The organism is Agromyces humi, from assembly GCF_009720255.1.
Taxonomy (GTDB): domain Bacteria; phylum Actinomycetota; class Actinomycetes; order Actinomycetales; family Microbacteriaceae; genus Agromyces; species Agromyces humi.
In genome coordinates, this window is record NZ_WJSP02000103.1 from 1 (window position 1) to 10,317 (window position 10,317).

Genomic DNA, 10,317 nt, shown 5'->3' on the forward strand with positions numbered 1-10,317 from the left:
GCGCTCGTCCCACTCGCGGTGCGCGGCCGGGCGTCGCGGCGACGAGCGGCGAACCGGGCGGTGTGGCCCGACGTGGTCGATCACCTCGTGGCGTCCGTCCGCGCCGGCATGTCGCTTCCCGAGAGCGTCGCCGCGCTCGCCGAACTCGGACCCGCCTCCACTCGGCGGGCGTTCGCTGAGTTCGCCGTGCACTACGAGCGCAGCGGCAACTTCGTGCTCTCCCTCGAGCAGCTCAAGGCGACGCTCGCCGACCCGGTTGCCGACCGGCTGCTCGAGACCCTCCGCATGGCACGGGAGGTCGGCGGCAGCGACGTCACGGCGGTGCTGCGCGGGCTCTCGGGCTACCTTCGCGAAGACGCGGCGCTCCGCGCCGAGGTCATCGCACGCCAGTCCTGGATCCGCAACGCAGCGCGCCTCGGGGTGGCCGCACCCTGGTTGCTCCTCGTCGTGCTCGCGTCTCGGCACGAGACCCTCGTCGCATACGACTCCGCGGCGGGGTCGACGCTGATCCTCGTCGGCGTCGTCGTGACGATCGTGGCGTATCGCCTGATGGTCGCGCTGGGCCGTCTGCCCGAGGAGCGTCGATGGCTTCGCTGAATGCGATCTCGCCGATCGGACTCGTCCTCGGCGCGATCCTCGGGCTCGGCCTGTGGCTGATCGTCTCGACGGTCCCGAGGCTCGGGCGGCCGCGTCTCGTGGAACGCGTCGCGCCGTACGTCGCCGACCTCTCCGCCGAGGCGAGGGCCATGCTGGCGCGGCGTCCGTCGGGGCCGGCTCCGGTCCTGGGCGTCGTCGTCGCGCCGCTCGCGCAGCGGGTCAGGGCCATCGCCACGGAGTGGCTGGGCGGCAATGAGGTGATCGCCAAGCGGCTCCACCAGTCGGGCTCCATGGCGTCGGTCGAGCGGTTCCGAGGCGAGCAGCTCACGTGGGCGGCAGGGGCGTTCGTGGTCGGCGCTGCGCTCGCGATCGCGGCACCGACGTTCGCCGCGCTGCCCGCGATCGCGCGCGTCGCGATGCCGGTGATCGGGGCGGCACTCGGTGCTGCACTGCGTGACTGGCTGCTGCAGCGTCGAGCTCGTCGCCGGCTCGCGCGGGTCTCGGCCGAGCTTCCCACCGTGCTCGAGTTCCTCACGCTCAGCCTCACGGCGGGCGAGGGCATGCTCGATGCCCTCCGGCGGATCGCCGGAGCCGGACAGGGCGAGCTGCCGTCCGAATTCTCCCGCGTCGTGTCTGCCGTCGGCACCGGCGTGCCCCTCAGCCTCGCGCTCGCGGAGCTTCGCGACCGTCTCGATCATCCGGCACTCTCACGCGCCCTCGACCAGATCCTCGGCGCCCTCGAACGAGGTGCGCCGCTCGCCGCGGTGCTGCGGTCGCAGGCGGGCGATGCCCGCGACGAGGCCAAGCGCACCATCATCGAGCTGGCAGGTCGCAAGGAGATTGCGATGCTCGTTCCGCTGATCTTCTTGATCCTGCCCGTCACGGTCGCCTTCGCCCTGTTTCCCGGCTACCTCGTGCTGCAGACCGGGTTCTGATGCGCCACCACACCACACCATGCGCGCGCCACCGCGATCGCGCCCACGAAAGGAACGAACATGCGAGAGCGGCTGCTCGAACGACTGCGCGACGAGCGGGGCGATGTGCCCGGCTGGGTGCTGATCACCCTCATGACGGCGGGCCTGGTGATCGTGATCTGGGGCCTCGCGGGTCCGGCCCTCAGCGGCGTGTTCGACCAGGCGATCGGTCGTGTGACCGGGTTCTAGCTGAACCGCGGTTCCATGGCCTTCCTGGCCTGCGGTGCGGCCTCGTCCGGTTGCTCGCCAACGAGCGGGGATCCGCCGTCGCCGAGTTCGCGCTCGTGGGCGTCCTGCTCACGGTGCTGGCACTCGCCGTGGTGCAACTCGCCCTGGCGCTGCACGTGCGCAACACCGTGCTCGACGCCGCGGCCGAGGGCGCCAGGTACGCGGCACTGGCCGGGTCGTCGCCGAGTGACGGAGCCGCCCGCACCCGGGACCTCATCGCCGCCGCGATCTCATCCGAGTATGGGCAGGACGTCACGGCGGGGACGACCTCGATCGGCGGAGTGCCGGCCGTCGAGATCACGGTGCGCACGACACTGCCCGTCATCGGACTCCTCGGCGTACCGCACGGGCTGGAGGTGTCGGGACATGCTTCGACCGAGACCCTGGAGTGATCGTCTCCGTCGAGACGACGGCACCGCCTCGCTGGAATTCCTCACCGTCGGCGTCCTCCTGCTGGTGCCGTTGGTCTACCTGGTGCTCGCCGTGGCCGCCATCCAGGCCGGGGCGCTCGGCATCGAGGGCGCAGCGCGGCAGGCGGCACGGGTCGCGGTCCTCAGCGCGGAGACCGGCGGACCGGATGCCGCCGTGGAGCGCGCCGTGCGCGTGACGTTCGACGACTACGGGATCGATGCCGAGGCGGCATCCGTGTCGGTGACCTGCGATCGGGCGGACTGCACTGAAGCGGGCGCGCACGTCACGGTCGCCGTGCGTGCCCGTGTCGAGCTGCCGCTCGTGCCCCACGTGCTGGCGCTCAGTGCGGTCGCGAGCGTGCCGATCGAGGCGAGTGCGACGCAGACCGTGTCGCGCTTCGCGGGCCGCCGATGATGTCGCCCCCTCGACGCCGCCCGGGTGCGCGACGCGCGTGCGACGAGCAGGGCTCGACGCTCCTGCTCACCATCTTCTACTGCTTCCTCGGGCTCACCATCGTCATGCTCGTCGCCTCGGCGACGACGCTCTACCTCGAACGCAAGCGGCTCTTCACCGTGGCAGACGGGGCCGCGTTGGCCGGTGCGGAAGCGTGGCCGCTCGACGCGGTGCGAATCGACGGCGATCGCCTCGAGTTCGACCTGCGAGACGACGACGTGCGCCGGGCGGCGGCCGACTACCTCGCCACCGCAGCGACCGACCTCGACGAGGTCGAGCTCGTGCGCGCCGCCTCCGACGACGGGCGCACCGCGACCGTGACCCTGCGTTCCGTCTGGCGAGCGCCGCTCTCCACCGAGCTCGTGCCGCTCATCGTGCCCATCGAGGTGACGGTGACGGCGCGTTCCGTCTTCCACTGAGCCGACGCCTTCCACTGAGGCGACGCCTTCCACTGAGCCGACGCGGCCATGAACGCACGACGGCCCGGGTCTACTCCGAGGCCGTCTGCCAGCAGTAGACAGTAGGTGAGCACTTCCGCGAATTCCCCAGCGAACAGTGTCAGGGTCGGCGTCAGCGCTCCACGGGAAGCCCCGAAGTAGTTCACCTGCCTCAATCGCGATGCACTTCGCGAGATTCTCGGGAGCGTGGAACTGCGGCCAGTCGCGCTCGACCTCGAGGACGCGCAGCCGGTCCGGACATAGTTGCTCGGCATTCAGCCAAGCTGACGGGCACCCGTGCGAGCCTCGTGGCCTCTCGGGCGTGGATCCCTGGGAGAGCGGCGAGAACCGTACTGTTCCATTTCTATGGATCATGCGATAGGATGATCCATAAACACGAAATAGGCGATTGAAGGAGTGCAAACATGGAAAAGTTTCTGCGGGCGTCGGTGAAGGTACCATTCGACAACCTGTTCCCCGACCCGAACAACCCGCGCCTCGCGCTGGACGAATTGCCGGGCTACATGGACGGCGACCGTCTGTTCGATGAGGGCGTCCGCGAAAAGATCATGACGTTCCTCGGCGAAGCCGCATATGAGACCGACGCGCTGGTGCAGGCGATCATCGGACAGGGCTGGATGCCGATCGACAACATCATCACCTGGGACCACCCCGCCGATGGCAGCGATCACCACGTGGTCGTTGAAGGAAATCGCCGTCTGGTGTCGCTGTGGAAGATCCGCACGGTCGAACTGGACAAGCAGGTCAAGAAGCTCGAGCGCATGGAGAAGCGTGCCTCGACATATCCGGTGGAGGAACTGAAGGCGCAGCGCGACCTCGTGGCACACATCCGGCAGATCAAGGCTGACACCGATGAGTTGACGGTTGTCCCCGTCGATGCCAATACTGTCGAGGAACTCGGACGAAAGTTGCCCCGCGTTCTGGCGGTACGACACATCAATGGTGCCAAGGACTGGGGCAACTACGCACAGGACCTATGGCTGCTGGGTCGCTACGAGCAAGTCTTTGAGGACAAGCACGGTGCGGGCGTTGGTGGGTTCTGGGACGCAGACGTCATTCATGCGGTCGCCGCGGAGGCGTCGCTGAGCCCGACGTCCACGAAGCGGCAGTTGAAGGCGGCGAGTTGGTTCGGCCACTTCAAGGCCGAGTTCGAGGACGAACTTCCCGAGGCGGAGGCGTTCTCGAAGACGGACTACTACCTCTTCGAACTCATTAGCCGCAAGCCATGGGTCCGCGACCAACTGGGTTTGGGGGAGGACGACCGCGCCCTGAGTGCGGAGAGTGAGCAAGTGCTGTTCGACTGGGTCTTTAAGCTGCCTCGCGGTCGCAGTGCCGACGAAAACCCAAATGTGTTCTTCCGTCACGAGAACATCAAGGTCTGGGATGACATGCACAAGTACGACCAGGCGAACGGTACAGACTTCGCAACCAACTTCGATGTCAGCGCTCCCGAGACCGCACGTCCCATGGCCGAGGTGGAGGCAGAGTGGCTCAGCCACAAGACCAAGCGCAAGCCGCAGGCGATCATCGATGACCTCCTCAAGCGGCTCTCCGAACTGACCGCCGAGCGCCTCGCCACCGAAGGCAGCGCACTCCGCGTCCAGCTCGAGCGTCTCCGGGACCAGTCCGACATCTTCATCAAGATGATCGACTCGACGGAGGCGTAATGGCTAAGCGACACCACCTCTCCGAGCCGCGCGTCCAAGCGGTGGTGGACGGACTTGTCCGCCAGTTGCGGCGATACGGGAGTGTCAACGCTCTCGCGGAACAACTGTCAGGTATGTCGGGCCAGCGAATCTACCCGAACAGGATCCACGGTCTCCTCGCCGAGGATGCTTCACGGACGATTAATGACGCAACCCTTGAGGCTCTGGAGGCGGGTCTCGAGAGGGCGGATGCCACCGTCGCCACGGATGCGGAGGGCTACGTCGATCTCGAAGAGCGTGTCGCTGCCGCCGCATCAGCGGTCCCCTCGGGAGAGGATTGTGTAACAGTGGTTTCGGTCGCCCTCGGACTGCCCGCAGCGGTCATTCGCCGCTCGCTGCCTGACGCGTCCACTGCCCCGCCAGCGGTCTCGTCGGCGACTCGAAGTGGGTTGCCTGATTGGGCGTGGCAGGATGTCGCCGTCTCCAGAATTGTTGAATCTCTCGTGCGGCCGACCGACAACCGAATAGGTCTGATTGTTCCGACCGGTGGGGGAAAGACCCGCCTTGGGCTTCGCGTCATCCTCGAGCGCCTTGCCCGCAGTGACCAACCGGGCCAATCGGCTGTGTGGATCACGCACCGACGCCGGTTGGCGAGACAGGCTCGCCGGAGCCTGCAGGAAATTCTCAAGGAAGGCGGAAACCTGCCCGAGGACGCCGCGACCATCTTCGAACGGATCCGATTCGTCATGATCGGTGATCTTGTCAGCACGCTGGAAGAACTTGACGGCAAGGTGAGCGTCATCGTGCTCGATGAGGCACACCATGCCGCCGCCGCGTCCTATGCGCCAATCTTCGCGTCGGACGCTCCCGCGCTCTTCCTCACTGCGACCCCGGTCCGTGCGGACAAACTCCCCATCGGCATCGACCGGGTCGGGTACACCATCACCTATCGCGACTTGTTCGAACGCAACTGCGTCATTGAACCGATCTTTGACCCGCCACTCGACATGACCGGTCTAGATTGGTCCGCCGCGTCGGGATTAACCGAACTCGCCGATTACCTCCTTGACCGCACCGAACAAGACTTCAGCAAAGTGCTGGTCGCCGTTTCCATGCAGGAACGCGCGGAGCGGCTCTACGAGGCGGTGTCTGAGCTTCTCGATGCGAGGCCCAACCACCCCCTGACCGCAGACGACGTGGCCTATGTGCACGGTGGACGAAACAGCTACGGTGTCTCCGACGCGTCCGACGCCCTCGACGAAAATGCGGGCAAGCCGGCCGGCATTCTGATCGCCACCTCCAGCCTCGTGGGCGAGGGCTACGACGATCCATCCATCGACGCCGCCGTCGTGACCTACCCGTCGACGAGCATCGCCCACCTGATGCAGGTAGCCGGTCGCGCGCTACGCTGGGCCCCCGGAAAGCGGCGCGCGCACGTCGTCCAACTCCGCGAGTCGCCGCTGCAGTATTACTTCGATCAACGCTGGCTCTACCAAGACATCTCGGACGAACTGCGCCCCGAGTTGGTCGATCTCGAGTACGCGACAGCCGACGAACTGGTGGAGACGATCCACCGTCTGCTCGACGAACACAACATCCGTCAATCCGTCAGAAGCCGCATCGATGCCCAACTCCGAAATATCGGCGCCGGATCCGACGTGCGACTAATGCTCAGCGGGATAAACTATTACGGTTCCCTCGCGACCTACGTGAGCAAGTCACCGTGGGACGCGATTCTCGTGGACGACGATGAGTGGTCGCGTTTTCTCAATGTGTTCAATGACGTCTCGCTGCGACAAGAAGACATCAAGGAACCGCAACAGTTCCTCCGTGCCCACATGATCCCGGACGCCGCGCCCGGCAGCACCTGGAAGTCCTACATGGACCTCATCAATGCCGCCGAATACGCCCGCAAGGAGATCAAGGACCGCGAATACCCTGGAGGCGAATCCCGCCCGTACAACGCGGGAACCCACACCACCTGGCTTCGATACGTTACGTTGCACTATCGGCCCCGCGTGCCTCTCGACCTCGACTCGTTTCTTGTAGACGCGGTCAATCGCAATGACATCCTGTCCGCCTACATTGCGACTCCGACCGCATGGGCCGAGGCCATCCGGATTCAGTTGCCGTTGTCTGGTTCGATCGCCTACCTCCTTGACGAGGCTCAGTCGGGTTGGATCCAGGGCGCCCGGGCCGAGCTCCTGGGACTGCTCGGCAAGACCCCCCTCGAGGAGCATTTCGTCGCGATTGCCAGTTGGAGATCACAACTGTCAATCAGTGCGGTGCCGATGACGATTGTCGACCACATCGCGCAACTCCTTCCAAGGCAAACCTGGGAGGTCCAGCGCCTAGACCTCTAGTCGGCTTGCATGCGATCAGGAGTCGCGCTTCGCCCAAACCACCCTGATTGAGATGCAGCCAGGTCGTCTCACAGATACGTTGAGCGAATGAAAGCGGCCATGAACGCACGACGGCCCGGGCGACATTCTCCGATCGCCCGGGCCGTCGTGGTGCGTGGGCTGCGCTCGTCCCGGCCCAGCCCACGCGGCCGTCAGCCGATCACGGGCGTCCGCGGTGGCCGGCGCCCTTCGCGGGCGCGGCCTCGAAGGCGCGCTCGATCTCCTGGCTGAACGTGTTGCCCGCGGCATCCGTCGCCGTCACCCGCAGGTCGACCCAGCCGCCCGCATCGGGCACCCGGAGGTCGGCCTCGTACGAGGCGACGTAGGCACGGCCCCTCGCGAACAGGCTGGTGATCGGGTCGCCGGGGCCGTCGTCGACGGCCGAGACCAGCTTCGCCGAGACGGGCTTCCAGTCGCCGCCGGGCAGGCGCACCTCGAGCGTGGCATCCGTCACCATGGCACTGCCGGTCGCACCGGACACGTGGCCGACCGCGAAGCCGAGGGGCACCGTGGCGCCCTTCCTGCGGCCGTCGCCCACCCTGGCGTCGGCGCCGACCTCGACGTCGTACGTCGCCTGCAGCATCGGCAGCAGCTGTGCGCCATACTCGTCGGCCGTGCCGGTCGACGTGACCGTCCACTCGGTCGTGGTCGACGTCGACGAGTCGAGCCAGGTTCCGTCGTGCTCGGCGACGTTGACGATGCGCAGCTCGCTGTCGCCGTCGGGGAGGCCGTCGTAGTTCAGGCCCTGGTACTCCGACCCCTTCACGAACTCGCCGTTCACGTAGAGCTCGGAGTGCTGCACGACTCCCGGGATGCCGGCCCACGTGTCGAACCCACCGGTGTGCTCGGGCTCTCCGCCGTCGGCCCACGAGGCCACGTTCACCTGCACGGACGAGCCCTGCCGGTTCGGCGCCCAGAACCCGCGACCGACGTAGGGACGCACGATCGGCCCGAAGTAGCTGGTCTCGTTGACCGAGCCGGGCTCGAACGAGCGCCGCACGTCGCGGATGCCCCACGTGCCGTCGACGAGGAACACGTCCTGGTACCAGAGGACGTCGGTGGTGCTCACCCATTCCGTGCGCTCGACGCCGCGGGCTGCACGCTGCGGGTAGCCGATGCCCGAGGACTGGTGCGGCGTGAAGTCGAACCGGAACTCGCCGACGAGGTCGCCCGCACGGCCGTGGTAGGTCGTGTCGACGCGCGCCAGGTCGGTGGGCCGGTACGCCAGGTCCGACGGGATCTCGCCGTCGCTGTAGCGTACGAGGTCCCACAGCTCATCCGAGTTCGCGACGCCCGTGGCCGTCACCGGTGCCTTCTTCGCGGCGAGCGCGTCGAGGAGCTGACGACCCTGCACGCCGCTGATCGTGGCGACGCCGATCGGAGCCGGCGTGCCGTCGTCGGCCGCGACCCACTCGTTGAACTCCCCGTCGGCGTCGTTGACGACCACGAGCAGGGCCGCGCCCGCCGCCGCCGCGTTGGCGGCACGCTGCGACGGGGTCACCCCGTCGGAGCGCAGTGCCACCGCGACCTTGCCGCGCACGTCGGCCGCGGCGAAGTCCTCGGCGGAGCCGAGGCCCACGGCGATGGCGCCCTTCGCCCCGAAGTCGCGCATGGTCGCGCCGGGCGCGTTCGTCACGTCGAGCGTCTTCGAGCCCCACTTCAGCACGAGGTTCGGGTGCTGCAGGCGCCAGCGCGTCGTGAAGTCGAAGACCTCGGCGTCGGACGCATCGAGCGGCTGGGCGTACAGGGCATCCGCCCACACGGGGGCGATGACGCTGCCGCCGAAGCCGTCGACGAGGTAGTCCATGCGCATCACGAGCGCCTCGAGACCGCGCTCGCCGACATCGACCGAGACCTTCTTCGCGGCGCGGGCGTCGAGGGCGACGCTCGCCGCGCCCGACCCGTCGAGCACCACGTGCGGGTCGCCGACGAGCGCGACGCCCTGCGAGTCGGCCGACGGTGCGACATCCATGTACGACATCAGCGAGTACGCGCCCGCGGGCAACCGCAGCGTGGTGCTGCCGTCGACCTGCACGAAGTCGTACCACTTGGTCTCGGGGTTCCAGATCCAGCCGACGGCCTGCGTCGGCTCGCCGTCGAGACCGGTCGCGGTGACCTCGAGGTCGTAGCGCTCGGACTCGGCGATGATGCCGAGGGCCGTGCGCGTGACGGGTTCGCCGTCGATCGACGCGACGAGCGCGCCCGAGAGCTGCACGCCCGCGGGAACCGCGGCCGGGTCGGCCGTGAGCCTGACCGTGCGGGTCTCGCCGGCGGGGATGGTGAGCGAGTCGGCGTCGAGGCTGAGCACGTCGGATGCCGCGCCCGCCGAAAGGGGGCCGGGTCCCTCCTCGCCGCCGCCCGGCGTCGTGTCGACGAGCGTCGCGTCGAGCGACACCGTCACCTCGGCGGGGCCGCGGTTCGCGTACTCGATGGTGCGGACTACGGGCACGGGCTCCTCGCCCCACATGAGCATGCCGAAGTCGCCCGAGCCCGATGCCACGAGGTCGGAGGCCACGGCTGCGGCCACGTTCACCACGCCGGTGCCGCCCTGGTAGGGGGTGAGGCCGGTGTCGGTCGCCGTGCTCGTGAGCGCGGCGCGAAGCTGGGCGGCGGTGTACTCGGGGTGCTGCTGCTTCAGGATCGCCGCGGCACCTGCGATGTGCGGCGTGGCCATCGACGTGCCGCTCTTGGCGACGTAGGCGCCCTCACCGGGGCTGTCGGCCGAGCGGGCGGCCGTGACGTTGTTGCCGGGACCGGAGAGGTCGGGCTTGAGCGCACCCGAGCGGGCGAGGGGGCCCTGGCTCGAGAAATACGACAGGGCGCCGCTCGGGTCGTCGACCGAGCCGATCGTGAGCGCGCTCGCCGCGGAGCCCGGGGAGCCGATGGCCTCGGGCGCGCCCGCGTTGCCCGCGGCGACGACGAAGAGCGTGCCGGTCTGCTCGGCCACCGTGTTCAGCGCCTCGGCGAGCAGGTCCTCACCGTCGGAGGCCTCGGAGGAGCCGAGGCTCATCGAGACGATCGGGGCACGCTGACGCCGGCGACCACGATGTAGTACGTCCCGGGCCGGGGGTCGTCGATGACGATGCGCGCCGGCGAGTTCCCGGTCGCCGTGCCCTGACCGATCGGGCTCCCACCGAAGTACACGAAG

At 68.0% G+C, this 10,317-nt stretch carries 9 protein-coding genes; 8 read left to right on the plus strand and 1 reads right to left on the minus strand.

All coding sequences use genetic code 11. The annotated features are described in order from the left end of the window. The 8 genes from GH736_RS10495 to GH736_RS10525 all read left to right on the plus strand — a co-directional run. Positions 1 to 597, plus strand: a 597-nt coding sequence (locus GH736_RS10495; protein ID WP_159602913.1) for a type II secretion system F family protein, incomplete at its 5' end; no start/stop codon positions are given. Further along, positions 585 to 1,532 carry a type II secretion system F family protein gene (locus tag GH736_RS10500; protein WP_159602915.1) on the plus strand — a complete coding sequence of 316 codons (948 nt, stop codon included), beginning with the start codon at positions 585 to 587 and terminating at the stop codon, positions 1,530 to 1,532. The genes GH736_RS10495 and GH736_RS10500, both read left to right, overlap by 13 nt. Before the next feature lie 60 nt (positions 1,533 to 1,592). Then, positions 1,593 to 1,760, plus strand: a complete 168-nt coding sequence (locus GH736_RS24945) for a hypothetical protein (RefSeq protein ID WP_235933983.1) — start codon at positions 1,593 to 1,595, stop codon at positions 1,758 to 1,760. A 50-nt stretch (positions 1,761 to 1,810) separates the two neighbouring features. After that, a complete protein-coding gene (locus tag GH736_RS24950; RefSeq protein ID WP_235933986.1) occupies positions 1,811 to 2,191 on the plus strand; it encodes a TadE family protein in 381 nt (126 codons plus the stop codon). Further along, positions 2,166 to 2,624 (plus strand): hypothetical protein, encoded by a 459-nt coding sequence (locus GH736_RS10510; protein ID WP_159602919.1) that lies wholly within the window; start codon positions 2,166 to 2,168, stop codon positions 2,622 to 2,624. The genes GH736_RS24950 and GH736_RS10510 overlap by 26 nt, the downstream gene beginning before the upstream one ends. After that, the gene (locus tag GH736_RS10515; RefSeq protein ID WP_159602921.1) at positions 2,621 to 3,082 is read left to right on the plus strand and encodes a Tad domain-containing protein; all 462 of its coding nucleotides are present in this window, start codon (positions 2,621 to 2,623) and stop codon (positions 3,080 to 3,082) included. The genes GH736_RS10510 and GH736_RS10515 overlap by 4 nt, the downstream gene beginning before the upstream one ends. Positions 3,083 to 3,525: 443 nt before the next feature. Further along, complete coding sequence (locus GH736_RS10520) at positions 3,526 to 4,788, plus strand: hypothetical protein (RefSeq protein WP_159602923.1); 1,263 nt, start codon at positions 3,526 to 3,528, stop codon at positions 4,786 to 4,788. Then, entirely contained in the window at positions 4,788 to 7,130 is a 2,343-nt protein-coding gene (locus tag GH736_RS10525; protein WP_159602925.1) for a DEAD/DEAH box helicase, read from the plus strand. Before GH736_RS10520 ends, GH736_RS10525 begins: the two co-directional genes overlap by 1 nt. A 199-nt stretch (positions 7,131 to 7,329) precedes the next feature. Here the strand turns inward: GH736_RS10525 and GH736_RS10530 are convergent. Then, positions 7,330 to 10,317, minus strand: a 2,988-nt coding sequence (locus GH736_RS10530; RefSeq protein ID WP_159602927.1) for a S8 family serine peptidase, incomplete at its 5' end; no start/stop codon positions are given.